We start from the raw sequence: 22,406 nt of genomic DNA, 5'->3' as shown, positions 1-22,406 counted from the left end.
AAATAGAAGCATGAAAACGAGCAAGGAAGACACATGAAATCGCGCCAGCCTAACGTTAACAAAAGCACCAGTTTGTTGATTGCTGCGTCGTTGTGTGTGGGCGCAGCAGCCCCAGTTTTTGCCAATGATGAGCTGAGTTTTGAGTGGGATTGGGCTGTCAGTTACGAGACTGCCAAGCAGCGTGACAGCGCATTTATGCAGGCGCAGGGCAGTTCTCGTGATTCACTTAATGCACTGTTGGATGTGCAAGTGAACTATCAAAACTTCAGTGGCTTGTTCGCTCTGTACAGCCAAGGTTTGTACCTCAATCAACAAGGAGAGAGTGACTGGTGGAGTGAAGCAGATAATCAACTGTTGATTAGAGAGCTGGCTTGGCTAGGGGAGTGGCAAGTCGGTGATACCACTCTTGATGTGAGTTTGGGTAAGTTACGCGTGGATTGGGGCGTGGGTTATGGCTACCGACCTTTGGATCTGTTTAAGCCTTATCGACAAAATCCTGTTGGCTTAGTAGCAGAAGAAGGTGCGGGTGTGTTTTCACTTTCACACTACGATATGGCCGGCGAATGGACCGTCATTGCGACCGATTCAAGCTGGGGGCAACAAGACCAGAGTGCTCTTGATCAAGCCGCAGAGCAGCAAGGTGTTGGTATTCGTCGTTATGCGCTGGTGGGTGACACCGAGTATCAACTTATTGGTTATTACGATGATGTGCGCCGAGGTTTGCTCGGAGCCAGTGCCATTGCCGTGTGGGATGAATCCATCGCCATGCACGGTTCCATGCTGTGGCAAAAGCAAAGTGTCGGCTATCAGTTTCAGCAAGACGATCTTTACCAACCTGTTTCGGTTGAGAAGCAGGGCAGCGCATTCCAAGCCTTGATTGGATTGAACTGGGCAAACCAAGCCGGACACAACGTGATTGCTGAATATTGGTACGACAGCCGAGCATGGTCGAAAAACGAATGGCAACAAGCAATGGAGCGTGGCGAATTACTCTCTCAGCTCCCTGAACCTAACAACTCTCTGTTGGCTAGCAGCGCTCTACTTGCGACAAGCTACGCCCAAGGGTTTCAGCATGCCAATATCGTTCAGCATAACGTAATGCTGCACTGGAGTTGGGATGTAGAAGCATGGGCTGCATGGAACGGCGAAGCGGATATGGGCTGGCTAAGTGATGTAACCCCTACGTTGGATGTGATGCTGTCGCCACAAGATGGTGGTGTGATCGTCACGCAGTGGCTTAACTACCAATGGATTGATACCGGCGATCAAAGTGTAGAAGTGGAAGTTGCCGCACGCTTTTTAACCGGAGACGACCAATCTGCTTACGCACAAATCAATGATAAGCATATGATTGTATTTAACATCAAAGGGAAATTCTAAATGTGTTCAGCAAAATCAGTGGTGAAAAGTGGATGGCCGCGTAGCTTATTAGTGACTACGGCATTTTGTCTCTTTATCGCAGCAATGACGCTCTCGGTTTGGGGCGGTCCATTCTACATTCATGTGGTGGTTAGCTTTGGATTTGGCTATTCGGCTATCTTCTTCTCATGGCTTGTCGACCGCCTGTTTCCTACCATTCCTCGTTTGGCGGAAGTGGCTATTTCGCTGACGGCTTGCCTATTGTTTGGTGTGGTGAACGCTCAGCTTTGGCTTGGGGAATACTTCGGTATCTCAAGTATGCTGTCGGTTGGTCTCATGGGGTTGTTATTCAGTGCCATGTGCTTTTTCTATTTCTATTCACGCGAGCAACATGCAATCGCTCAAAGAGAGTTAGAGGCCATCAAACGCGAGAAAGCAGAGCAAGATCGTGCGCTATTGCTGAGTCAGCTTAAGCAGATGCAAAGCCAGATTGAACCGCATTTCCTATTCAATACCTTGGCGAATATCAGTGCACTCATGTCGCAAGATGTCGATAAAGCCAAGCTGATGCTAGAACAGTTAACCGCGCTGCTGCGTGCAACGCTCAAAAGCTCACGCGAAGAGCACACCACCATAGACAATGAAACGGCGTTAATTGAGGCTTACTTAGGCATCCAACAAACTCGTTTGGGTGATCGACTCAGTTACAAGATTGAGGTGGAAGAGGGGTTAGGCAGAACCGAGTTACCGCCGATGATGCTCCAGCCTTTAATCGAAAACGCCATCATCCATGGTATTGAACCGAAGCGAGAAGGCGGTGAAGTCTGTTTGCTGATTAAGCGCAAACAACAGAACTTGCTGATTGAAGTCAGAGACACGGGTGTTGGCTTGAATCACGTTAGTGGGCACATGGGCTCTGGAGTGGGTCTAAGTAATCTCAAGCAGCGAGTTGAAGCTTTGTTCGCAGGGCAAGGAGAGGTCTCTATCAGTGAGTCTGCTCAGGGTGGCGTTTGTGTTCGCCTGAGCTGGCCGATGGAATCGTAATCAAGGAAGAAAGGAATGAATACAGGGTTTACTGCCATTATTGCTGATGATGAACCGCTATTGAGGCGTCATCTTGATAAAAGCCTAGCTGAAGTGTGGCCAGAGTTAGAGGTAATAGCTAAAGTCGCCGATGGTGAACAAGCGTTGCAAGCCATTGAGCAATGCCAACCTGACATTGCGTTTCTTGATATTCGTATGCCAGTTTTGGATGGCATGACATTAGCGCAAAAACTCAATCAACTCGCCAATCCACCTTTGATTGTATTTGTCACCGCGTACGATGATTACGCCATCAAAGCTTTTGAGCAAAATGCCGCCGATTATTTGCTCAAGCCTATCTCGGATGAGCGCTTGCTGACGACGTGTGAAAGAGTGAGAGCACGCCTTGCTAAGCAAGAGCAAGAAAGCAGTAATGTGCAGATGAGCAGCCTATTAGAGCAGTTGCAGCAATTATCCGCGCCACAAACGCCGCAATATCTTCAGTGGATCAAAGCGACGCAGAGGGAAGATATTCATCTGATCGCCACGTCTGATGTGCTGTATTTCAAAGCGGAAGAAAAATACGTTTCTGTATATGCCCAACAAGGACAAGGCAAAGTGCAGGAGTATTTGATTCGCACATCGTTGAAAGAGTTGATAGGGCAGCTTAACCCAGAACAGTTCTGGCAAGTGCACCGTTCAAGCGTGGTGCAAGTGTGCAAAATTAGCAAAGTAAACAAAGACTTTGCTGGCAGAATGTTTGTTCACGTTGGAGAAACTAAGCTCGCTGTGAGCCGTGCATCTCAAAGTTTGTTCAAAGGGATGTAATTGCTAGAACTGCTCACTCTTTACACTGTAAACTCGCTGCTCTTAACCCACATTATCAAGGAAGATAAATGAGTTATCGCGTAACCCTGTTAAATGCGACGGGAGAACTGTCTCCAATCTCTGAGTATTTGCATCAGAAACTTGATGATCTGAGCTCACAACTTTCTAGTTACTTTGATTTGAGTAACATTGACCTCACCATTAGCCCGTTTGATCGCAATGACGTACCGCAGACGGGGATTGGTGGCTATTGCTTAAGTGCCTATCGTGTAGAGATTCTGCTTGATACTCAACGTACTGATATTAAAAACGTTATTGAGAAAGAACTAGCTGCGGTGTTAGCGCATGAGTTGCATCACCTGTTCCGTATGCGAGCGGGAGAAAGTGGCGTTGCACTTGGTGATGTACTAATTATGGAAGGGTTAGCTTGTCACTTCGAACGTAAGGTGAATGGCGGCGTCACTCCGAGCTTGTTTGAGCAAATCAAAGATCAAGATTGGCGCCCTTTCTACGCTGAGATGAAAGGCAAGTTGACCAGCTTAGATTACAACTTCGACGCTTACTTTCTTGGCAGCGATGAAAGCCGCTGGCCGAAATACATGGGGTATTGGGTTGGGTACAACCTTGTTGCTGAATATATGGCTGATTTTCAAGGCTCTGAACTGGATTTGGTTGGAGCCAAAGCTGAGCTTTTCTATCAATAACTTCGTTATAAGCCCAACTAATCGGCTGAGTCATAAAAACAAAAAGCGCCTAAGTCATCAGACGTTAGGCGCTTTCTTCGTTTTATAGCGACGATTTCTCTGCAGAGGCGAATGGGTTTATTCGCTGATCGTCACTTTCTCGATAATGATTGGATCGCATGGCACATCATCGTGACCAAGCTTAGAGGTCGTTTTTACTTTCGCGATGCGGTTTACGACATCCATACCCGCGGTCACTTTACCAAACACGGCGTAGCCCCAGCCTAGGTTGGTCGTTGCGGTGTGGTCTAGGAAATCATTGTCTTCCAAGTTAATGAAGAACTGTGCCGTTGCAGAGTGCGGTGCATCGGTACGTGCCATTGCGATAGTGCCAACAAGATTCTTTAGACCACGGTTTGCTTCGTTCGCGATCGGTGCGCGTGTTGGCTTTTCTGCCATGTCTTCGGTATGACCGCCACCTTGGATCATAAAGCCGTCGATAACGCGGTGGAAAATGGTGCCGTCGTAGAAGCCATCTTCACAGTATTTTTTGAAGTTCTTTGAGCTAACTGGCGCTCGTTCTAGGTTCAATTCAATTTCGATGTCACCGAAATTGGTGGTCATAATAATCATCTTGTTTGCCCTTGTGGGTGCTAAGTTGGCGGCATTATAGCTAAGTCGCATTATGATAGCAGAAATAAAAACAGCGACGTTTTGGCGTCGCTGTTTGCATGTTGAGTGTTTGAGGAAAGCTCTAGACCGTAAAGCGACCGACCAAGTCGTACAGTTCGTTGGCTTTGTGGTTAAGGTTGCCACTGCCTGCTCGGTTTTGGTTGGCAAGGTGTGCCGATTGGCTGCTTTGTTGAGAGATGACTTCGATACGTTGTGAAATCTCTTGGCCAACTTGGCTTTGCTCTTCAGTTGCCGTTGCGATAAGCGTGTTCATGTCCATGATGTTAGCAATTGCGGCTTGGATTTCTTGCAGTGCGGCAGAGGCTGCTCGTGCTTCTTCTACCGTTGCTTCACCACGCGCTTGGCTTGAACCCATGGCTTTCACTGCCGCATCCGAGCCAGACTTCAACTGCTCGATCATTTGGTGAATTTCGCCTGTGCTGTCTTGAGTGCGACTTGCCAGTTTACGGACTTCATCGGCAACGACTGCGAAGCCGCGACCTTGTTCACCAGCACGGGCTGCTTCAATGGCTGCGTTCAGTGCCAATAGGTTAGTTTGTTCGGCGATGTCTTGAATAACCTCTAGCGAAGAAGAAATGTTTTTTACGTCGCTCTCTAAACGAGAAATCACCGTGCTGGCTTCTGACACTTCTAGCGCGAGCGCTTCGACAGAGTTCGCTGCTGAATCAACAATGTGTTTTGCTTGTTGTGAGTTTTCATCGGCGTCTCTGGCTGATTGCGCTGCTTGGTTAGCGTTGTTTGAAATCTCGTGCGCCGTTGCTGTCATCTCGGTCATTGCCGCAGCGACCTGTTCGGTTTCTTCACGTTGACCTGAAGCTAACTCGTCCACTTGCGATGCACGCTGTGACATCTCGTTGGTCTCTGAAACCACTTCTTGTCCGACATGGCTAACACTCTTGATGATGCCTTGCAGGCTTTCAACGAAGATATTGAAGTTGCGGCTCAGCTGCGTGAACTCCGGCACGCTCGATTCTTCCATGCGCGCGGTTAAATCTGCATCGCCTTGTGCGAAAGAGTGAATTGAAGCATCAAACTGCTCAATAGGTTTCATGATGCTGCGGTTAACAAATACGGCAAAGACTGCAACTATCGCTGTTATCGAGGCACAAAACAGGGCTATTGCCGTCAGTGTGGTGTTGAGATCTTCGTGTGCGGCTTTTTCCATGTCTGCCACAATGGCGTCGATATCGTCCGTGTAGAAACCCGTTCCCAACATCAAGTCCCATTCAGGAATAAAGACTGAGTAGCTCAGTTTCGGTAGTGCTTCACTCTGACCGAGTTTCGGGAAGTAATAAGTCGTGAACTCGCCAGTTTTGGCATTTTTTAACAAATCCTGAATCAGGTAATTGCCTTTCTTGTCCTGCAAGTTATAGAAGTTTTCCCCGATGCCTTTGGTGTTTTTACCCACCACGACGCGAACGCCTTTTGAATCATAACCAAAGATGTAGCCGGATTGACCAAACTCTAGTTGTTTCAAGATAGGCAGAGCCTCTTCCAGTGGGGCATTTTGTGCGAGTAGCGGCTCGACAGCGGAACGCGCCATTTGTACGTAGCTTTTGAGTTCGGCTTTTTTCATCTCCATCATTCGACTTCGAGTTTGCTCAATCTCGTGCTCGTTGTAGGCTGTGGTTTGTACGTAGGTGAACCACATCATGCCTATTGCCATAGTTAGAATTGGAATTATTGAAAGGATATATAGTCGTTTTCTGATCGTCAGATTCATAGAGACGTCCTTCTCTCGGCGCAGCGTTACAAGTGACAAGCTGAATAAGCTTGCCTGATAAAAGTGTTAATACTTATTGTTGTAATGCTTAGAGATTAACCGAGTTACTCAATCAGAAGTACTGGAAATTTGTAAATCTAGACGAAGGTCGTAGCATTTTTAAGCGGGATCACAATTAACGTGAACACGACCCACTATTGCAACGAGAAGTCCCTGTTAACCAATATGAGACGCGATACCTATTCTTTGCGAATTTGAGGTAAAGCCAGTCAGCAACAGGTTTAACGAGGCGCCAACGCAGTGGAGCGTAGAGCCAACCGCGACCAACTAATTGCCACGCACGATGAGTCACGTCCAACCCAAGCAGAAGCTCCCCCTTTTCGTTGAGGGCGTGCAAAATGGTGTTGGCTTGTTCAGGAGCGATCTGAGGATAATCTGTGAATGCATCACTATAGATATCGACGGTTTTGATGTGCTGCTTGGAATCGCGTTGTTTTAGCGCCTTCATCTCTTTGGCACAAAGCGGGCAGGTTCCGTCATAAAATATGGTGAGTTTTGTCATTGCGGTCTTCTTGTTTGAGATTTTCTAATCGCTTTTACGTGGCGAATTTTCTTTTGGTTCATTGTTTTGCAAGTAATGCAGCCAATTGTCGCGAATGTTGCCGTAATTGAATTGGCAGAACTCTTTGCGATCACGCAGGTAGTCTTTTTCTACTTCATCGAGTAAGGCTTTGTATTGCTCAGGATCACTACCGTACACCAGACATAACGTTGAAAAGTAACGCTGCAAATCAAAGCTGTGTTCGTCAATGTACTCGCCAAAATCGTAGTAGTCCGGTCTGTCGTCGGATTCGAATGCGAACATGTCGGCGGCGCTAATGGCCATATCTGCGCCATCTTCTAGGAAGTCAATCATTAAAATGGTGGCAAAATTATCGACCGCATCTTCTTCTTTTCCGAGAACAGGGATGCTTTGATCTTCGATGTAAGCATGCCCAGCTTCATGAAGTAAAGTGTGCAATAACGTATCTAGCGCCCCTGTTTTTGGGGATTTTCCGAAGCGTTCTTCATACTGATTATTGGAGAAGTAATTGAGCGACTCCAAATAAAAAGTGTAAGGAACGTATATTGTGTGTGTATCAGGGTCATACATTGGACCATCTTCTCCGCCGTAAACCAGCGTGAGAGCTTTATCAAATGGAAAGTAGACCTGAGATAGCTCAACAAAGATGGTGTTTACATCGCTGCTTTGAATCGATTGTTGGGCGATTTTTTCATGAGTTGTCTCTACGGGAGAATATTGAATACGAATGCTTTCAGCTGCTGTAGCTGATGAGACGACGCTGAGTAATAGCGCAGGGCAAAGCGAATGAATGTTCATGTGGGACTCTTGTTATTGAATAACTTGTATAAAAAATTATACATGTTTTTGTCTGATGCATAGTTGGGGTTGTACTCATTAGCCAAAGTCGGGGCATCGGTCTCGAAAAGCAATCATGATAACATCGCATATTTCGGCGGCTTGGTTCTCTAGGGCGTTTATCAAGACCTCTTGGATAAGAACGGCGGTGAAGTTATTGGCTATGCATCGTTTTCTAAGAAGCTTACTGAGTAACTGTGCTTCGATCTTTATCTGTGAAAATGATAATAGGCAGTTAATCATTGCAAGGTTTAACCATGGGGTTGGTGAATGTCACTGAATTGAAGAAAATTATCAGCGATATGTTATAATCCTGCTCCGTTGTGACGAAAACGTTTGTTGCAGCCTGAGAGTTTCCTTGGATTCGGCTCGTTTATACACCATGAGCCAGAGTTGAAAAGCTACGACAGGAACAGGCAAACCCAATTGTTTTGAACGCGCTCTCGGCGTTTAACGGTTACAACGGGAAGGAACTTTGTTTGATAGTAATTGACACATTCTGTTTAAGTAAGGGAGCCCGAAGTGGTTCAGAAAGTGTCACCCAGAATTTACTCACAACACAACACCCCAAGCGATAACGCACAGGTATTGCGAGGGGCCATTTGAAGGAGCTGTATCAGCTCCTTTCACATTTAAGGGCTTGCTAACAGCGTAAAAACTGACACATCGCTTAAGGAGCGCCCCTTAAACTAGCCTAAGGCGCATCTACACCAACTTTTTGAGTATTTTCGAAACAATAAAGCGAGAAAATTTGCTATTGAACGAAGGTTAAACTAACACTCATTCATTACGGAGAATGAAGAGAACAATAATAAGAGGCGATATGAATCATTTAATATCTGTAGGTGCACTGGAGTCCTTCTTGGTCGCAATTAGTGTGCTTTTCCTGGGGCATTTTATTAATGCTAAGCTACCGATTTTAAAGAAATTCAACATACCTGAGCCGATTGTAGGTGGTCTTATTGTAGCCTGCATGATTACTGCTCTTCATTTCAACGGCATCGATTTAGAGTTCGACTTGCCATTACAAAATACGTTTATGTTAATGTTTTTTGCGACAGTTGGTTTGGCCGCAAATTACACTCAGTTGATGAAAGGAGGTGCGAAGGTTTTTATCTTCTTAGCTGTCGCATCGTTTTACATCATCATACAAAACGGCGTTGGCGTTTCACTTGCGGCGGCGCTCGGTTTAGATCCTTTGATGGGGTTAATTGCTGGCTCGATTACTCTGTCTGGTGGTCATGGTACAGGTGCTGCGTGGTCACAAACCTTTCAAGACGTGTATGGATTGGATAACGTCTTAGAAATTGCAATGGCATCAGCGACTTTTGGTTTGATCATCGGCGGTATCATTGGTAGCCCTGTAGCGCAGCGTCTGGTGGAAAAGAACAGCATAGAGTCTGAGTATGGTCGTGGTGGTCGAGATGCCAAAACTCACGAGAAATTCCCGGAGTTGGTGACTTACAATGAATACGAAGAAGATAAAGTAACGGCGAAAAAAGTGGTGGAGAAACTCTTCTTCTTACTGATTTGTGTTACTGGGGCCAAGTATGTCGAGCAATGGGTAAGCACGTATGAAATCTCATGGCTGATGATTCCAGACTTCGTATATGCGCTATTCATTGGTGTGATCATTACGAATTTCTTGGAAGTGACCAAAATTCGTAAGTTAGATGCCGAAACGGTCGATATGTTAGGTACGGTATCGCTATCTCTATTCCTAGCGATGGCTCTGATGAGCTTGAAGTTATGGAATATCTTTGATCTAGCGATTCCATTCTTGGTTATTTTAGCTGTGCAGTCTGTCGTCTTAGCTATCTTTACGTACTATGTTACGTTCAAAGTGATGGGAAGCAACTACGATGCTGCGGTTATTGCAGGGGGGCACTGCGGTTTTGGCTTGGGTGCAACCCCAACAGCCGTAATGAACATGGGTTCAATCGTTAACCGATTTGGCCCGTCGCCACAAGCATTTATGGTGGTGCCAATTGTGGGCGCTTTCTTTATCGACATCGTCAACTTAATTATCTTGCAAGGCTACATTTCATTCCTTGGTTAAAGTTAAGTGGATGAGCTCCTAGAGGCGAAATAAAACGGTCACAACACTGGTTGTGACCGTTTTTTTATGACTTGGTTTGGTCGTTTATTGAACGAAGCATTATTGGATAGTTCGGCTGAACTTGAGGCTAGCTGTCCAACCAAGAATACCAATGAAGGCGTAAATGCCAACGTTTAACCAACCCGCTTGAGGAATGGCATTGAATGGGTTTGGTGTAATAATGGCGTGCAGCGGAAGGTAAAGCACTTCGGAGAAAAACTGATCTAGCCCGTAGAAACCAAAAAGTGCGATAGGCATCCAACGCAGCGCATAAATGGCGATAAACAAAATGACCAGTGGTGAGTTCACTTTTTGTGAAATAGCCATCACAGTTAATGCCAGCGGTAACAGCAGAATACCGGCGAACAACATTCTGATTAAAAACTCTCCCCAATGCAGCAGCACGTAACCTAACGAGGCTTGGCGGTACAATAAAGCCAATTGGTGATCAGTAGAGATGTTCAGCAACCACAACATTAAATTTGCAGCGAGTACGAGCACCGAGCAGACGAGCGGAATCACCAATAAGCCAAATCCTAGCTTCACTAAATGGGTTTTTATGTCACTGACAGGCATACTGCGCCAAAACATAATGCTGCCTTCCGCCCGTTCTTTGCGTAGCGTTCTTGGGAAGTACTGAACGGCTAACAAGATAGACAGCAGCCCTGCTCCTCCGGTAATCAACATATTGACATCATCACCAAGCTCTTTGTGAATGTCACTGACATCGCCACCAAAGCTCATTTGGAAAAACATATTGTGTTGTAGAGTGTCGTTACTCATTAAACTCACAAAGAGAATAACTCCACACGCCAACACAAACAGTGGAATACGTAAAACAAGAGGGTTCTCTAACCACTCTTTTTGCAACATCGCGACAACTGAACGCATTACGCTGCCTCCTTCTGCAATGCTAAAAATAGATCCGCTAACTTCACCCCATGGATGGACCCCATTGTTTCTGCTTGTTGGGCATACTGGGCTTTGAGTAACCATTTCGTTGAACCGAGGCCTTTTTGTGACGAGAGTGGGTTCATCGCTTCAATTTGTGTGCGGTGCTCGTCGTTGGCTTCAAGAATGAAATAGTCTTCACTGATACTGTCCATCGAGGTTTGCAGAACGGGGCGACCATGCTTGAGAATCAGAACATCTGTCAGCAAGTGCTCAATCTCTGATACTTCATGACTGGCGATGATCAACACGCGCTCGCCGTCGTGAAACCATTCCAATAAGTGACGATAAAACGTCTCGCGATACACGAGATCTAACCCGAGTGTCGGTTCATCCAATATGAGGATTTGGGTGTTGGTCGCGATCACAATCGCGAGGTGTAATTGCACCTTCATCCCTTTGGATAAAGATTTGATACGCGCACGAGGTTTGATGTCCGTTTGACGAAGCAGTGTATCTGCTTGGGCGCGATTGAACCCTGGGTGCACACCCTCGGTATAGTGAAGCAGTTGAGCAACGGTCATCCAATCTGGCAGAACGTTGACATCCGAGATGTAGGATAAGCTCTGCATTATCTTGTCGCGTTGCATAATGGGTTCAAATCCGTTGATACGAATAGTGCCCTGATATTCATGTGCACCGAGTAGGGCATTAATAAGCGTTGATTTACCTGCGCCATTATGGCCGAGTAAGCCAAGTACTTGTCCTGCATGTAGGTCGAAACTCACTTCATGCAGTGCTTCTCCTTGTTGCTGATATTGCTTGGAGACGTTGTTTACACTGACTAATGCGCTCATTGGTCACCTTTCAAGTGTGGTTTTAGTTGTTGAATGAATTCGTCGAGTGACATATCCAGACGCTGTATTGTGTCGGCTATCTGCGGAATTTGTTGCTGAAGAAAACGTGCCTTCTCGTCTGCGAGTAATTTGAGCTTTGCTCCTGAAGCGACAAACATACCTTGACCGCGTTTTTTCTCCACTAGCCCGTCATCAACAAGCAATTGATAGCCTTTCATAACGGTGAGGTGGTTAATTTTCATATCTGCAGAGATGCTACGGACGGAGGGCAGAGCATCGCCTTCTTGCCAGACACCTTGCAGTATTTGCTGCGTGATCTGGTCTGCCAACTGTCGAAATATCGGTTGGCGATCATGCCAATTAGTCATGAGTGAATCTCTTGGTTGAGATGGTGTTATATATATGTATAACACCTAATGCGTTAGAGAGAAAGTAATAATTTAAAACCTAGTGTATCCGCCTGTCTCATTCGCTCTAAATATCCACCTATGTGGTCGTTGTTTTGAGGTTTTGTTTTATATGGAAATTAATTGCTTCTCATAAGTTGAGAAGTGTTGTTTTTCTCTTCCCATCAATACACTTATCGCCTGTTCTAAATCAATATTCTCACTGAATGATAATTAGCATAATTTTAGGTCTGCCTATTTCTTACTTGATGAGAATCAATGGTCAAAGAGGCCTAGAAAACAAAAGTTTCGAGAGGCAATCTGACTGGCTTAGGCACCTATCTCACGTTGAGCGCGTGCTCAATGAATGAGAAAGAGTAGAGTAAAGAGGTCTCATGAATCAGGTAATATCTATCGGCCCACAGGAGTCGTTCCTCGTCGCAATTTGCGTGTTGTTTTTAGGGCAGTTCATCAATACCAAGTTACCAACCTTAAAAAAATTTAATATTCCAGAGCCAATTGTTGGTGGTCTAGTGGTCGCTTGCGTCATCACGACGATGCACTTAAACGGTGTGGATGTCTCCTTTGATTTACCACTGCAAAACGTCTTTATGCTGATGTTTTTTGCAACCGTTGGCTTAGCGGCAAATTACACCCAACTGATTAAAGGCGGTGCGAAGGTTTTCATCTTCCTAGTTGTGGCATCGGTCTACATTCTTATCCAAAATGCGGTCGGCGTGTCCTTAGCAACAGCGTTGGGGTTAGATCCACTCATGGGGTTGATCGCCGGATCCATTACGCTTTCTGGCGGACATGGAACTGGAGCTGCGTGGTCGCAAACTTTTCAAGAAATGTATGGTTTGCATAATGTTCTAGAGGTGGCAATGGCTTCTGCTACATTTGGCTTGGTGATGGGCGGGATTATTGGCAGCCCTGTTGCACAAAAGCTACTAAACAAACACAACTTGGAATCGGAATACGGACGCACCAATCAAAGTCATCAGAGTTTCCCTGAACTGGTGACGTACAACGAACATGAGGAAGATCGTGTCACAGCGAAAAGAGTCGTTGAAAGCTTGTCCATCATTTTACTTTGCGTGACAGGCGCGAAGTATCTGGAGAGTTGGGTAAGCAGTTTTGACATCAAGTGGCTAATGATTCCCGATTTTGTGTATGCGCTGTTTATTGGTGTTGTTATCACTAACATCATGGAAGTGACGAAGGCGCGCAAGGTTGATTTAGAAACCGTTGATATTCTTGGCACAGTTGCACTATCTCTATTTCTTGCCATGGCCTTGATGAGTTTGAAATTGTGGAATATTTTCGATCTTGCGATCCCATTCATTATTATTCTTGCTATTCAGTCGGCAGTGTTGGCGATGTTCACTTACTACGTAACATTCCGCATGATGGGAGGCAACTACGATGCGGCGGTGATCGCTAGCGGACACTGCGGTTTTGGGTTAGGTGCTACACCGACTGCGGTCATGAATATGGGCTCCATCGTGAGTCGATATGGTCCATCACCACAAGCATTTATGGTGGTTCCAATTGTCGGTGCATTCTTCATCGACATTGTGAATTTAGTGATTTTGCAAGGATGCATCGCTTTTATTAAATAACATTCGCTTTTTTACCGAAATAACAAAGCCAGCACCTATACGCTGGCTTTGCTATTTGTAACACGAAATCTTGTTTGCCTGACTTCAAGCCGTGAAATCAATACGTTACTATGACGACATAGTGTTCAATTTTGCAGCAGCATGAGGTACCCACATGTCTGAAAAAATATCGACGTCGGCATTAGCGAAAATGCGCAAGGTAGAAGCTAAGCTGCTGTTTGCCGATCTCAAACGTGCAGGCTACATCGTTCGCCAAGATGAAAAGTGGATTTTGACCGAAGAAGGGGCAAAGTTTGGCGGTGAGTATGTGGATCACCCTAAATTTGGCCAGTTCATCGTCTGGCCGACCAACTTACATATTGAGCTGACTCCCAGCTCAGGGAAAACATTGAGCGCGACACAACTGGGTGAAAAGCTGAAATTGAATGCGAAGCGCATGAACCAGCTTTTGAGTGAACTGGGTTGGTTGACCAAATCCGAAGAGGGATGGAGTGTCACTGAAGCTGGTGTGCGCGCTGGTGGACAGCAAAGAACCGATAAAGAAACACAAAATACCTTTGTCGTATGGCACGATGTGGTGCTGCGTAACAAGCGTCTTAAGCAGTCTGTCATTGAGTTTTTAGGGCAAGACGCGGAGTCACATTCTACGGATAAATCGTACTCAAGCTTTCGCCAAAAATTTGAAGCCAAGCACCGAACATTAGATGGGCATTACGTACGCTCTAAGGGTGAGTTGCTCATTGACAACTGGCTGTACTTGGCTGGTGTAGTGCACGCTTATGAGCGTCAGCTGCCGATTGACCAAGATGTCACTAGCGATTTTTACTTACCAGGCGGTAAAGTCTATTTGCAATTTTGGGGAAGTGACGATGGGGAGATGGCTCAGGCCGACCGTGAGACCATTCGTACTGTTTATGAGCAGCATCATTTCAACCTTATCGAAGTCGAACCAAGTGAACTAGACAAGTTGGATGAAGTGCTTCCTAAGCGTCTTCGTCAGTTTGGTATTAAAGCTTATTGACGACTTAAGCCCGCTGTTCAGATAAGAAAAAACCCGTGTTCAACACGGGTTTTGTATTTTTAGTGTGTTTCTAGGCTGCCATCCTATGGGTTAAAAGCCTTTGATGTTTTCTGCTTCTAGCTCAGAGAAGTACTTCACTGTCTTCACTTTCAGTTCTTGTTGAGCTGGTTCGTCGCATACGATCACTGCTTTAGGGTGAAGTTGAAGAGCAGAAACTGTCCATAGGTGGTTTACACAACCTTCCACGGCTGCTTCAAGTGCCTGAGCTTTGTTATGGCCAGTGACCAAGATCATCACTTCTTCTGAGTCTAGAAGCGTACCAACACCGATAGTCAGCGCGTATTTAGGCACTTGGTTGATATCGCCGTCAAAGAAGCGAGAGTTCGCAATGCGAGTGTCTTCAGTGAGGGTCTTGATGCGAGTACGAGAAGAAAGAGATGACGCTGGCTCGTTGAACGCGATGTGACCGTCGTTACCCACGCCGCCCATGAACAGGTTGATCTTGCCGTAAGACTTAATTTTGTCTTCGTAACGCTTACATTCTGCGTCGTGATCGTCTGTGTTACCGTTCAGTAGGTTGATATTTTCTTCTTGAATATCAATGTGATTAAAGAAGTTGTTGTACATGAACGAGCGGTAAGATTCTGGGTGATCCGCAGGGATGCCAATGTACTCATCCATGTTAAAAGTCACGACGTTTTTGAAGCTGACTTCGCCGGCTTGGTAAAGCTCGATTAGGGCTTTGTAGGTTGCTAGAGGAGTGCCACCAGTTGGTAGACCCAGAACGAATGGACGCTCAGCAGTAGGTTTAAAGTCGTTGATACGCTTAGCGATATGCGCAGCTGCCCACTTACCTACTTGTGCTGCTCGAGTTAACGGGATAAGTCTCATTTTGTGCCCCTAGTTATTGGAATTGACGATGTACTGAAACATTAATTCGCATTATAAAATAAGTAATGGCGAACTGCTATTGTTTTAGGTCAAAATTTTGCTTTTTCTTTAACCAATGTTGGTTTTGTCGACGATTTTTATATCTAAATGCTTTTATAAGACGATTTTTTACAAAGAAATTGCATTATGAAACTGACGAATCAATAGATAAAATTTATGATCTAAATTAAGTTCTGCCTTCGCACTTAACCTTGTTTTTTAACAACCTACAGAGTGCGAAATCGCACACGAACTTCAAATATTATGGGTTAGATATGGCATGGCGCTCATTCTTTAACCATAATTGAAATGTGTAAACCAGTGAGGAATTCGGTATGAAAAATGAGTTAGATCCGAGCAAAGTACTACAGGCTTACGAATGTGTGATGAACAACGGTACGCCAACCGAATTTGGTAAAATGTATGAAGGTGTAGAAGCGTTTTCTGACTACGATGGGTACAACGTTTTCTTAAGAGGGAATGGTGTTGAGCTAAAAATTGGCTTCCACAACACCTATCACTTGGAATATGACCAAGAGCATTTGAAAGAGAGCTTTCTGAAAAAGATTGCGACGCTCGCCAAGTAAACGGTCATCACCCAAATATTAAAAAAGCCCTTGGGAGAATGCCCCCTTGGGCTTTAGGAGAAGAAATGAGCTTGTCTTGCTCGCTCAGTAAAGTCAAACGAGCTTTCGCCTACTGCTAGAAAAAGGCGAGAACTAGGTTATTGGTTATTAATCGTCTTCAACCAAACTCTCTTCAATGTATTCTTCTGTGGCGTCAGGCTTGTTACGACCATTTAGCGTATGGAAGCGCTTGCGACCACGAGCAAGTTGGGTGTACTTTAGCCACGTACGCTCAAGTTTTGTTTTTGCTTTGCCCGGGTTTTCTAACACCTTGATGAAGTGTTTCTCTTCGCTGTTTTCAGGTGTTAATTCGCCTGACTCTAAGCCAAGCATTGTATCCCCATAAATTGTTAGGATTTCCTCTTCTGAAAGAGTAAAATCGCCAGACTTTGCAAAGCCGCGTGGGAATTTTACGTTATCGTAAAAACGTTTTTTGCCATGACGGAATTCAGTGTCAGACATGTCAACAGCCTCTGTAACCGTTATTGATGAATGTAGTGAACTTACGGCGAAAATTAGGCTTAAATCTAACAAAAGAAAAACAAAACTTTTTTGTCGTCATGATTTTAATTAGTTGTTAATCTGGTTTTATATTAACCAGGAGATGGTTTATGGATGTAAAAGTCTTTCGAACATTTTTAGAGCTGGCAAGAGTTCGTCACTTCGGACGTGCTGCTGAGAACCTTTATATTACCCAAGCCGCTGTGAGCGCACGTATCAAACAATTGGAAAGTTACTTCGATACGCAATTGTTTATTCGTGATCGAAATAACATAAAGTTGACCTCTGCAGGTGAGCGCTTAATCAGCTATGCCGAGGTAATGGTCACTACATTGCAACAAGCGAAGCTAGAATTATCGCTTGAAGATGGCAAAGCGCTGCAACTAACGTTAGGTGGCACGCCAAACATTTGGGACGCTTATTTACAGAATTGTTTAAGTGTCGTCACAGATTCGTTTGGTGGTTATGGCTTCATGGCAGAAGTGATGGGACGTGAGATGCTCAGTCGTAGCTTGCTAGAGCGCACGTTAGATATGGCATTTGCGTTCGATCAGATCAAAGCTGATGAGCTTAACTGTAAAAAAGTGGCAGATGTTGTTCTCGTTCTGGTATCAACTGAGAAAGATTCTTTAGACACCGTTTTCGAAAACAAATATGTGTACGTTGACTGGGGGACGCGTTTCTCCTCGGAGCATTCTGAACGTCACCCTAAGATTCCGGCTCCATATTTACGCACTTCAACAGCGCGTATCGCATTGGACTTTATTTTAGAGAAGGGTGGAGCCGCGTACTTACCAATCTCTCTCGTGGAGCCATTTATCGCTAATGGGCAGCTTCACAAGGTGTCTGGAGTAGAAGATTGGTGTCGCCCTATCTATTTGAGCTATCGTAAAGCTAGCTCGTCTGTAGACGCAATTAAGCAAGTGGAAGAAATTGTCAAAGAGATCGATCCACTGACCGCTTACAGTTTTCAGCAAATTGGTTCTGGCACTTCCGACGAATAGCGTTGAATGAAAAGTCAGAAAAACGAAAAAGCCGCCTTGAGAAATCAAGGCGGCTTTGTTTTTATCTCGATGAATCGATAGTTATGGTAAGTCAAACAACAGGGCTGTTGTGCTTTCGTTTGATGTATTGCGCAAAACAACCTTACTCTGGTGTTCAATCTTCGCGCCGTCGCCAGCCGTCAAAGTGGTATTGTCGACACTAAGGCTCCCAGTCACTTGATGGATGAATAGATTTCGGCCTGACTCAATCTCAAAGTTTAGTTCGATACTTGGCTCAAGAATTAACTGATGCAAAGTCGCATCTTGCTTAATAAGTAGCGTGCCGTTTTCTCCAGTTGGAGTTGCGATAGTCGTTAACCCAGGATTGCGACCAAAATCTTTTTGCTGATAACCTGGTTTGGTTCCAAATGTGTTCGGTTGAATCCAAATCTGTAGAAACCGCAGCGTATCTTGGTTCGATGCATTGTACTCACTGTGGTAAATCCCTTTCCCTGCCGACATGAGTTGGAATTCACCTGCAGGTAGTGTTTTGACGTTACCTTCACTGTCTTTGTGTGCGATAACACCTTCCAACACATAGCTGATGATCTCCATATCACGGTGGCCATGTGTATCAAAACCCGCGCCAGGCTTGACTACATCGTCATTAATGACTCTCAGCTCAGAAAAGCCCATATGTTGAGGATCGTAGTAGCTACCAAAAGAAAATGTATGTTTGCTATCAAGCCAGCCAAAGTTTGCTCGACCTCGGTCTGCTGCATGTCTTACCGTAATCATAAGGCCTCCTTAAGAGAGCTTTTTGTTTAAAAAGTTATCTAACGCTGCTTTACCTGCGCCAGAGAACGCCAGAGAAACGCTTGCTGCCAGTAATGCTAAGCCAAACTCGTAACCGTTGTTTGCCATGAATAGGCCATTTTCAAAGTGGACAGAGAATATCGCTACCACCATCGTGAACGCCAAAGCAACCGCTGCTGGTCGAGTTAGCAGACCAAGTAAAATGAACAAGCCGCCAAAGAACTCTGCGCTGCCCGCAAGTAACGCCATGAGTACGCCAGGACCTAAACCGATAGATGCCATCCACTGACCTGTGCCTTCTAGGCCGTAGCCACCAAACCAGCCAAATAGTTTTTGTGCGCCGTGCGCCATAAAGATAATGCCGATTGGAACGCGAAGTGATAGTGCGCTGTAACCTGCGTTTGATGTGGTAATTTTCTGTAATAGTGCTTTCATGATTCTGTCCTCTGACTCTTTTCAATGAGTGGGAAGCGTGTGCTCCCGTGCTGTTGAGAACAGTTTAGGTAGAGGCGAACATAAAAATAACGGGAGGATTTTGATAAACTCGTTCTAAAAAATTGAATGATTGGTTTTTATTTATTTAAATCAATGTCTTGATTTTTATATTTGGGTGTTTATTTGCCGATTATTGTCTGTTTTAAATCAAGGTCTGTCATTATTTTCGATAAACATTTTTGCTGTTAAACAAAAAAAAAAGAGCACATGTACTGTGCTCTATTGCTTTCGCTTTTAACAAGGGAGAAAGGTGTGTTAAAGAAAACCGTCAGAGGTTCATTAAGCTCTCTAATGACTCCTCTACATTGTTGTAGTGATAAGTTCGAATATTACGTCCATCCGTCGCATTAATCTGAATTTCTGAGATCTCGTTATCTGAGTCTCGTTCGATAATTCCAATAGAATGATCTACGGATTTACTGGTAATAACCTTTTGGTTTCTTAATACAATTACGCAAGTATGTAAGTCCATGCCAATTCCCTTTAGCCGACGTTGTTGTGATGTTCTAGATCTAACTTTAGTGTACAAAAGCGCTAATGCCAATAAATCTCAATATTGAGTTCCGAAAATGGCTAATTGTGGGCGCTTAAGCAAGCTACAATAACACTATATTGAACGATGCCTATGAACAATAAATGACAAAAGGCATGAGCAAGGAAAGCACTATGTTTATTCACCCCCATACCTCACTGACCTTCGAGCAGTGTCACAAGGCGCGAGTCGCGCGAGACAGTCGTTTTGATGGGCGATTTTATGTGGCGGTAAAAACAACGGGAATCTTTTGTCGTCCGATTTGCCCGGCAAATTTGCCTAAAGAAGAAAATGTTGAGTATTTCGCTGATAAGACGCAAGCCCTTCAAGCAGGGTACCGTCCGTGTTTACGCTGTCGACCTGATAGCGCGCCTGGATCTTGGGCATGGAAAGGTGTCGAGACGACCTTTCAACGAGCGATTTCGTTAATTGATAGAGGGGAGTTGCATCACCATTCGGTGTCTGAGTTGGCTGAGCGTGTTGGGATTTCTGACCGTTACTTACGTATGTTGTTTGAGCAGTATCTAGGTATGTCACCCAAGCAGTATGCGCAATATCAGCAACTAATGTTCGCCAAACAGTTGCTTCACTCCAGCTCTATGTCGGTCACCGACGTGGGGTTTGCGTCAGGTTTTAACAGTACGCGCCGCTTTAACGATGCTTTTCAAAAGTTTCTCAAACTAACGCCTTCTCAAGTACGCCGTAAAGAGTTTGATGGTGCGGGTTGCAATCGAATTGCCTTACCTTATCGAGGTGAGTTGAATTGGTCGCACATGTTGGACTTCTATCGTTTGCGAGCGGTTGAGGGGGTTGAGCTGGTGAGTGATGAGAGTTATCAGCGCAACGTTTTTTTGGATGACAGCAAAGCCTGGTTTAAAGCGACAAAAGGTGAAGGATACTTAGAACTGGCGTTTGAAATTGAAGACGTAACGAAGCTGCAAAACTTGGTGTCTGACATTCGTCGTATGTTCGATCTTGACGCTGATATTTGTACTGTTGAGCAGCATTTGGAGTATGTCGCGCCTGGGCTCGTGTCGAGTAAAGGTATTCGTATTCCTGGTGTATGGAATGCATGGGAAGCAGGGGCTAGAGCGATTTTAGGCCAGCAAGTGTCGGTTAAAGCTGCGATTGGTCAACTTAACTTATTGGTGGCCACACTTAGTGGTGAGTCAGAAAAACGTTTTTTCCCGACTCCCAGTGATATTGCAAACGCCGACGTGAGCTTTTTGCGCATGCCGCAAAGTCGTAAAGAGACGCTAGTGCGCTTCGCTCAGTTTATGCAGGACAACTCAGAAGCTGACCCCCAGCAGTGGCTAGCTTTGAAAGGCATTGGACCTTGGACCGTCAGTTATGCTCAACTGCGAGGGCAATCTCAACCCGATTGCTTTCTAGATAAAGACTTAGTGGTGAAAAAGGCGATGCAGCGTTACCCATCACTGAATACGCACACTGCGGCCCCTTGGGGAAGCTACGCGACGTTTCACTTATGGAATCAATCATGAAAACATTTTATACCGAAATGCCGAGTCCACTAGGAACGGTGACTATCCAATCGAACGCTGAGGGCTTGCTTGGCATTTGGTTTGAAACATGCACCACTAAGCCTAGTGAGCTGGGAGTGCGAGACGAGCAGCATCCGGTTTTGCGCCAAGCTGTCACCCAACTGGATGAATACTTTGCTGGTCTGCGCAACGAATTCGACTTGCCCCTTGCAGCGACAGGCACTGATTTTCAAAATCAAGTTTGGCAGGCACTAACGACCATTCCATATGGGGAAACGTGGAGCTATCAAGATCTCGCGAATGCGATAGGTAACCCTAAAGCTGTGCGTGCTGTTGGGTTAGCAAACGGGAAGAATCCGATTTCTATCGTGGTACCTTGTCATCGTGTTATTGGCAAAAGCGGAAAACTGACTGGGTATGCAGGTGGAGTGGAGCGCAAACAACGTTTGCTCGCGCTGGAGCAAGGTACACCGCTTTAAGTGAGGCGATTCTCATATTGGGATTAAGCGTGCTACACAGGGGTAACGATAGTGTAGAGTTTCATATTCGTTATACGAATAGAAAAAGGACAATAAGGACATGCCTTTCAAAACGGATTTTGATGCCTTCATGAGTGAGTGTTGGCAGCATCACGAGGAAAATCCCGAACAAATTTATACTCAGCTAGAAACGGCTCTGAGCGAGGTGGAAGACGTTACCCAAATCGAGCGAATATTCGCATTGATGCTGCATACCGCTATTGGGCACCTCCAGTGCCCAGAACAGTTTCTTACTTGTTTAGATCACTTTGATGAACGCAAGGTTGCCGAGAGTTTGGCATTTCAACGCAGTATTGCCGTTGCGCGCTACTTCGTAGATGGCACTGACAATATGGAATTATTGGAAGAGCAAGAACAACGCCGAGTTTACGCTTTGATTTCGAATGAACTTTCTGCACTTGTTCAGCTTGAACTGGCGAGTCAATGGTTGGTGAAGGCAGCGTTAGGAATGACGCCGAACGATGCAGAAGGGCCATTAGCGCGCACTATCGCGATCACTGCGAACAACTTAGCATGTCAGTACGAAGCGCTGGCTGAGCGCACGTGCATGGAAAAATCGAAGATGTTAGAAGCAGCGACACTCGCGCTAGACTATTGGAAAGTGGCAGGGGGGTGGATGCAAGAAGAGCGCGCAGAGTATCGCTTAGCGATGAGCTTGCTTAAAGCGGATAAACCGCAAGAAGCCAAAGTGCATGCTGAGCGCTGTGAGGCTATTTGTCAGCAAAATGGTAGCGACGCGTTTGAGCTGTTCCACGCACATGACTTGTTGATGCAAGTACACTTCCATCTTAGCCAGAAATATAAAGCTAAATTGGATGAAGAGATGCAGCAGCACTGCAAAACGAGCTCGTTGACGTGATCTTAGCGTTGAATGAAAA

At 45.3% G+C, this 22,406-nt stretch carries 24 protein-coding genes; 12 read left to right on the top strand and 12 right to left on the bottom strand.

The annotated features are described in order from the left end of the window. Positions 1 to 33 precede the first annotated feature (33 nt). From R7P72_RS04570 to R7P72_RS04555, 4 genes are all read left to right on the top strand, one after another. Entirely contained in the window at positions 34 to 1,380 is a 1,347-nt protein-coding gene (locus R7P72_RS04570; protein WP_318110385.1) for a hypothetical protein, read from the top strand. Then, positions 1,381 to 2,403: a sensor histidine kinase gene (locus R7P72_RS04565; RefSeq protein ID WP_005374473.1), complete on the top strand. Its 1,023-nt coding sequence runs from the start codon at positions 1,381 to 1,383 to the stop codon at positions 2,401 to 2,403. A 15-nt stretch (positions 2,404 to 2,418) separates the two neighbouring features. Next, positions 2,419 to 3,210 carry a LytR/AlgR family response regulator transcription factor gene (locus R7P72_RS04560; protein ID WP_176311385.1) on the top strand — a complete coding sequence of 264 codons (792 nt, stop codon included), beginning with the start codon at positions 2,419 to 2,421 and terminating at the stop codon, positions 3,208 to 3,210. Positions 3,211 to 3,278: 68 nt separating this feature from the next. Then, the gene (locus R7P72_RS04555) at positions 3,279 to 3,914 is read left to right on the top strand and encodes a DUF2268 domain-containing putative Zn-dependent protease (protein ID WP_005374466.1); all 636 of its coding nucleotides are present in this window, start codon (positions 3,279 to 3,281) and stop codon (positions 3,912 to 3,914) included. A 117-nt stretch (positions 3,915 to 4,031) separates the two neighbouring features. On the opposite strand, the gene R7P72_RS04550 is transcribed toward R7P72_RS04555, so the two are convergent. The 4 genes from R7P72_RS04550 to R7P72_RS04535 all read right to left on the bottom strand — a co-directional run bounded on the left by R7P72_RS04550 (position 4,032) and on the right by R7P72_RS04535 (position 7,690). After that, the gene (locus R7P72_RS04550) at positions 4,032 to 4,526 is read right to left on the bottom strand and encodes a peptidylprolyl isomerase (protein ID WP_005374458.1); all 495 of its coding nucleotides are present in this window, start codon (positions 4,524 to 4,526) and stop codon (positions 4,032 to 4,034) included. 121 nt (positions 4,527 to 4,647) lie between these two features. Further along, positions 4,648 to 6,309 (bottom strand): methyl-accepting chemotaxis protein, encoded by a 1,662-nt coding sequence (locus tag R7P72_RS04545; protein ID WP_025768726.1) that lies wholly within the window; start codon positions 6,307 to 6,309, stop codon positions 4,648 to 4,650. Positions 6,310 to 6,484: 175 nt separating this feature from the next. Beyond that, positions 6,485 to 6,871 carry a thiol-disulfide oxidoreductase DCC family protein gene (locus R7P72_RS04540; RefSeq protein WP_005374453.1) on the bottom strand — a complete coding sequence of 129 codons (387 nt, stop codon included), beginning with the start codon at positions 6,869 to 6,871 and terminating at the stop codon, positions 6,485 to 6,487. Between the two features lie 24 nt (positions 6,872 to 6,895). After that, positions 6,896 to 7,690, bottom strand: coding sequence for a DUF4344 domain-containing metallopeptidase (locus tag R7P72_RS04535; protein ID WP_005374451.1), 795 nt, complete (start codon positions 7,688 to 7,690; stop codon positions 6,896 to 6,898). Between the two features lie 862 nt (positions 7,691 to 8,552). Between R7P72_RS04535 and gltS (R7P72_RS04530) the strand changes: the two genes are divergently transcribed. Next, complete coding sequence (gltS, locus tag R7P72_RS04530) at positions 8,553 to 9,788, top strand: sodium/glutamate symporter (RefSeq protein ID WP_005374448.1); 1,236 nt, start codon at positions 8,553 to 8,555, stop codon at positions 9,786 to 9,788. Between the two features lie 99 nt (positions 9,789 to 9,887). Here gltS (R7P72_RS04530) and R7P72_RS04525 read toward each other — a convergent pair whose 3' ends face one another. From R7P72_RS04525 to R7P72_RS04515, 3 genes are read right to left on the bottom strand one after another with little or no spacing between them, the layout of a single operon-like run. Then, on the bottom strand, positions 9,888 to 10,718 hold the full coding sequence (locus R7P72_RS04525; protein WP_005374446.1) for a hypothetical protein: 831 nt from the start codon (positions 10,716 to 10,718) through the stop codon (positions 9,888 to 9,890). Continuing rightward, the gene (locus R7P72_RS04520; RefSeq protein WP_005374445.1) at positions 10,718 to 11,575 is read right to left on the bottom strand and encodes an ABC transporter ATP-binding protein; all 858 of its coding nucleotides are present in this window, start codon (positions 11,573 to 11,575) and stop codon (positions 10,718 to 10,720) included. The genes R7P72_RS04525 and R7P72_RS04520 overlap by 1 nt, the downstream gene beginning before the upstream one ends. After that, positions 11,572 to 11,943, bottom strand: a complete 372-nt coding sequence (locus R7P72_RS04515; protein WP_005374444.1) for a GntR family transcriptional regulator — start codon at positions 11,941 to 11,943, stop codon at positions 11,572 to 11,574. Before R7P72_RS04515 ends, R7P72_RS04520 begins: the two co-directional genes overlap by 4 nt. Before the next feature lie 413 nt (positions 11,944 to 12,356). On the opposite strand from R7P72_RS04515, the gene gltS (R7P72_RS04510) reads away from it, so the two are divergent. Further along, on the top strand, positions 12,357 to 13,583 hold the full coding sequence (gene gltS / locus R7P72_RS04510) for a sodium/glutamate symporter (RefSeq protein WP_213906979.1): 1,227 nt from the start codon (positions 12,357 to 12,359) through the stop codon (positions 13,581 to 13,583). Positions 13,584 to 13,737: 154 nt separating this feature from the next. Continuing rightward, the gene (locus tag R7P72_RS04505) at positions 13,738 to 14,604 is read left to right on the top strand and encodes a hypothetical protein (RefSeq protein ID WP_005374442.1); all 867 of its coding nucleotides are present in this window, start codon (positions 13,738 to 13,740) and stop codon (positions 14,602 to 14,604) included. 90 nt (positions 14,605 to 14,694) lie between these two features. On the opposite strand, the gene nagB is transcribed toward R7P72_RS04505, so the two are convergent. Beyond that, positions 14,695 to 15,495 carry a glucosamine-6-phosphate deaminase gene (nagB, locus tag R7P72_RS04500; RefSeq protein ID WP_005374441.1) on the bottom strand — a complete coding sequence of 267 codons (801 nt, stop codon included), beginning with the start codon at positions 15,493 to 15,495 and terminating at the stop codon, positions 14,695 to 14,697. A 374-nt stretch (positions 15,496 to 15,869) separates the two neighbouring features. Here nagB and R7P72_RS04495 point away from each other — a divergent pair, with 374 nt between their 5' ends. Then, positions 15,870 to 16,121, top strand: coding sequence for a DUF3081 domain-containing protein (locus tag R7P72_RS04495; protein ID WP_005374440.1), 252 nt, complete (start codon positions 15,870 to 15,872; stop codon positions 16,119 to 16,121). 147 nt (positions 16,122 to 16,268) lie between these two features. On the opposite strand, the gene R7P72_RS04490 is transcribed toward R7P72_RS04495, so the two are convergent. Beyond that, on the bottom strand, positions 16,269 to 16,622 hold the full coding sequence (locus R7P72_RS04490; RefSeq protein ID WP_005374439.1) for a DUF413 domain-containing protein: 354 nt from the start codon (positions 16,620 to 16,622) through the stop codon (positions 16,269 to 16,271). Positions 16,623 to 16,771: 149 nt separating this feature from the next. On the opposite strand from R7P72_RS04490, the gene R7P72_RS04485 reads away from it, so the two are divergent. Next, the gene (locus tag R7P72_RS04485) at positions 16,772 to 17,665 is read left to right on the top strand and encodes a LysR family transcriptional regulator (RefSeq protein WP_005374436.1); all 894 of its coding nucleotides are present in this window, start codon (positions 16,772 to 16,774) and stop codon (positions 17,663 to 17,665) included. An 81-nt stretch (positions 17,666 to 17,746) separates the two neighbouring features. Here R7P72_RS04485 and R7P72_RS04480 read toward each other — a convergent pair whose 3' ends face one another. From R7P72_RS04480 to R7P72_RS04470, 3 genes are all read right to left on the bottom strand, one after another. Then, the gene (locus R7P72_RS04480; protein ID WP_213906980.1) at positions 17,747 to 18,442 is read right to left on the bottom strand and encodes a pirin family protein; all 696 of its coding nucleotides are present in this window, start codon (positions 18,440 to 18,442) and stop codon (positions 17,747 to 17,749) included. Positions 18,443 to 18,451: 9 nt separating this feature from the next. Then, positions 18,452 to 18,895, bottom strand: coding sequence for a DoxX family protein (locus tag R7P72_RS04475; RefSeq protein ID WP_005374434.1), 444 nt, complete (start codon positions 18,893 to 18,895; stop codon positions 18,452 to 18,454). Positions 18,896 to 19,223: 328 nt separating this feature from the next. Beyond that, the gene (locus R7P72_RS04470; RefSeq protein WP_017633816.1) at positions 19,224 to 19,427 is read right to left on the bottom strand and encodes a hypothetical protein; all 204 of its coding nucleotides are present in this window, start codon (positions 19,425 to 19,427) and stop codon (positions 19,224 to 19,226) included. A 194-nt stretch (positions 19,428 to 19,621) separates the two neighbouring features. On the opposite strand from R7P72_RS04470, the gene R7P72_RS04465 reads away from it, so the two are divergent. From R7P72_RS04465 to R7P72_RS04455, 3 genes are all read left to right on the top strand, one after another. Continuing rightward, positions 19,622 to 20,989: an AlkA N-terminal domain-containing protein gene (locus tag R7P72_RS04465; protein ID WP_031780807.1), complete on the top strand. Its 1,368-nt coding sequence runs from the start codon at positions 19,622 to 19,624 to the stop codon at positions 20,987 to 20,989. Further along, a complete protein-coding gene (locus tag R7P72_RS04460) occupies positions 20,986 to 21,468 on the top strand; it encodes a methylated-DNA--[protein]-cysteine S-methyltransferase (protein ID WP_005374431.1) in 483 nt (160 codons plus the stop codon). Before R7P72_RS04465 ends, R7P72_RS04460 begins: the two co-directional genes overlap by 4 nt. A gap of 100 nt (positions 21,469 to 21,568) precedes the next feature. Continuing rightward, positions 21,569 to 22,387, top strand: a complete 819-nt coding sequence (locus R7P72_RS04455) for a hypothetical protein (protein WP_005374429.1) — start codon at positions 21,569 to 21,571, stop codon at positions 22,385 to 22,387. The last annotated feature ends 19 nt before the right edge of the window (positions 22,388 to 22,406 follow it).

This window comes from Vibrio sp. Vb0888, assembly GCF_033338835.1.
GTDB classification, from domain to species: Bacteria; Pseudomonadota; Gammaproteobacteria; order Enterobacterales; family Vibrionaceae; genus Vibrio; species Vibrio alginolyticus.
The sequence above is the reverse complement of the archived record's forward strand: the minus strand, read 5'-3'. Positions and strand labels throughout refer to the sequence as shown.

Bases quoted from the DNA above. Each gene is read 5' to 3' on its own strand.
- R7P72_RS04570 (WP_318110385.1), top strand. From the start codon at position 34: ATGAAATCGCGCCAGCCTAACGTTAACAAAAGCACCAGTTTGTTGATT.
- R7P72_RS04565 (WP_005374473.1), top strand. From the start codon at position 1,381: ATGTGTTCAGCAAAATCAGTGGTGAAAAGTGGATGGCCGCGTAGCTTA.
- R7P72_RS04560 (WP_176311385.1), top strand. From the start codon at position 2,419: ATGAATACAGGGTTTACTGCCATTATTGCTGATGATGAACCGCTATTG.
- R7P72_RS04555 (WP_005374466.1), top strand. From the start codon at position 3,279: ATGAGTTATCGCGTAACCCTGTTAAATGCGACGGGAGAACTGTCTCCA.
- R7P72_RS04550 (WP_005374458.1), bottom strand. From the start codon at position 4,526: ATGATTATTATGACCACCAATTTCGGTGACATCGAAATTGAATTGAAC.
- R7P72_RS04545 (WP_025768726.1), bottom strand. From the start codon at position 6,309: ATGAATCTGACGATCAGAAAACGACTATATATCCTTTCAATAATTCCA.
- R7P72_RS04540 (WP_005374453.1), bottom strand. From the start codon at position 6,871: ATGACAAAACTCACCATATTTTATGACGGAACCTGCCCGCTTTGTGCC.
- R7P72_RS04535 (WP_005374451.1), bottom strand. From the start codon at position 7,690: ATGAACATTCATTCGCTTTGCCCTGCGCTATTACTCAGCGTCGTCTCA.
- gltS (WP_005374448.1), top strand. From the start codon at position 8,553: ATGAATCATTTAATATCTGTAGGTGCACTGGAGTCCTTCTTGGTCGCA.
- R7P72_RS04525 (WP_005374446.1), bottom strand. From the start codon at position 10,718: ATGCGTTCAGTTGTCGCGATGTTGCAAAAAGAGTGGTTAGAGAACCCT.
- R7P72_RS04520 (WP_005374445.1), bottom strand. From the start codon at position 11,575: ATGAGCGCATTAGTCAGTGTAAACAACGTCTCCAAGCAATATCAGCAA.
- R7P72_RS04515 (WP_005374444.1), bottom strand. From the start codon at position 11,943: ATGACTAATTGGCATGATCGCCAACCGATATTTCGACAGTTGGCAGAC.
- gltS (WP_213906979.1), top strand. From the start codon at position 12,357: ATGAATCAGGTAATATCTATCGGCCCACAGGAGTCGTTCCTCGTCGCA.
- R7P72_RS04505 (WP_005374442.1), top strand. From the start codon at position 13,738: ATGTCTGAAAAAATATCGACGTCGGCATTAGCGAAAATGCGCAAGGTA.
- nagB (WP_005374441.1), bottom strand. From the start codon at position 15,495: ATGAGACTTATCCCGTTAACTCGAGCAGCACAAGTAGGTAAGTGGGCA.
- R7P72_RS04495 (WP_005374440.1), top strand. From the start codon at position 15,870: ATGAAAAATGAGTTAGATCCGAGCAAAGTACTACAGGCTTACGAATGT.
- R7P72_RS04490 (WP_005374439.1), bottom strand. From the start codon at position 16,622: ATGTCTGACACTGAATTCCGTCATGGCAAAAAACGTTTTTACGATAAC.
- R7P72_RS04485 (WP_005374436.1), top strand. From the start codon at position 16,772: ATGGATGTAAAAGTCTTTCGAACATTTTTAGAGCTGGCAAGAGTTCGT.
- R7P72_RS04480 (WP_213906980.1), bottom strand. From the start codon at position 18,442: ATGATTACGGTAAGACATGCAGCAGACCGAGGTCGAGCAAACTTTGGC.
- R7P72_RS04475 (WP_005374434.1), bottom strand. From the start codon at position 18,895: ATGAAAGCACTATTACAGAAAATTACCACATCAAACGCAGGTTACAGC.
- R7P72_RS04470 (WP_017633816.1), bottom strand. From the start codon at position 19,427: ATGGACTTACATACTTGCGTAATTGTATTAAGAAACCAAAAGGTTATT.
- R7P72_RS04465 (WP_031780807.1), top strand. From the start codon at position 19,622: ATGTTTATTCACCCCCATACCTCACTGACCTTCGAGCAGTGTCACAAG.
- R7P72_RS04460 (WP_005374431.1), top strand. From the start codon at position 20,986: ATGAAAACATTTTATACCGAAATGCCGAGTCCACTAGGAACGGTGACT.
- R7P72_RS04455 (WP_005374429.1), top strand. From the start codon at position 21,569: ATGCCTTTCAAAACGGATTTTGATGCCTTCATGAGTGAGTGTTGGCAG.